This is a genomic window from Massilia sp. CT11-108 (assembly GCF_047302915.1).
In the GTDB taxonomy this organism is placed as follows: domain Bacteria; phylum Pseudomonadota; class Gammaproteobacteria; order Burkholderiales; family Burkholderiaceae_D; genus Telluria; species Telluria orientalis.
The window spans coordinates 1-773 of the sequence record NZ_JBKYMO010001070.1 but is presented as its reverse complement, the minus strand read 5'-3'; the positions used below and the strand labels follow the sequence as shown (position 1 = coordinate 773).

The 773-nt window shown below is 65.8% G+C and carries 1 protein-coding gene; it reads left to right on the top strand.

Annotation, left to right across the window (positions count from 1 at the left end; all coding sequences use genetic code 11):
* The coding region (locus ACEN88_RS33180) for a helicase-related protein (RefSeq protein ID WP_413346560.1) at positions 1 to 773 on the top strand (773 nt) is incomplete at both ends.

The window sequence follows — 773 nt, the reverse complement described above, 5'->3', positions numbered from 1 at the left end:
GGCCGCCTGCTCGACCACGTCGCCCAGGGCACGATCAAGCTCGACAAGATCGAGATCCTGATCCTGGACGAGGCCGACCGCATGCTGGACATGGGCTTCATCCACGACATCCGCAAAGTGCTGGCCGTGCTGCCGCCGAAGCGCCAGAACCTGCTGTTCTCGGCCACGTTCTCGGACGAGATCAAGGCCCTGGCCGACCGCCTGCTGGACAACCCGGCCATGATCGAAGTCGCGCCGCGCAATTCGACCGTCGAAGTCATCGCCCAGAAGATCCACCCGGTCGACCGCGACAAGAAGCACCCGATGCTGGCCCACCTGATCAAGACGCACGGCTGGAAACAGGTGCTCGTGTTCACCCGCACCAAGCATGGCGCAAACAAGCTCGTCGAGCAGCTGGGCAAGGACGGCATTGGCGCGATGGCGATCCACGGCAACAAGAGCCAGTCGGCACGCACCAAGGCGCTGGCCGAGTTCAAGGACGGCAGCCTGACGGCGCTCGTCGCCACCGACATCGCGGCGCGCGGCATCGACATCGACCAGCTGCCGCACGTGGTGAACTACGACCTGCCGAACGTTCCGGAAGACTACGTGCACCGCATCGGCCGCACGGGCCGCGCCGGCGCCACCGGCGAGGCCGTGTCGCTCGTCTGCGTCGACGAGCACCAGATGCTGAAGGACATCGAAAAGCTGATCAAGCAGACGCTGCCCCGCCAGGTCATCGCGGGCTTCGAGCCGGATCCGACGGCGAAGCCGCAACCGATCCAGCTGCGCAG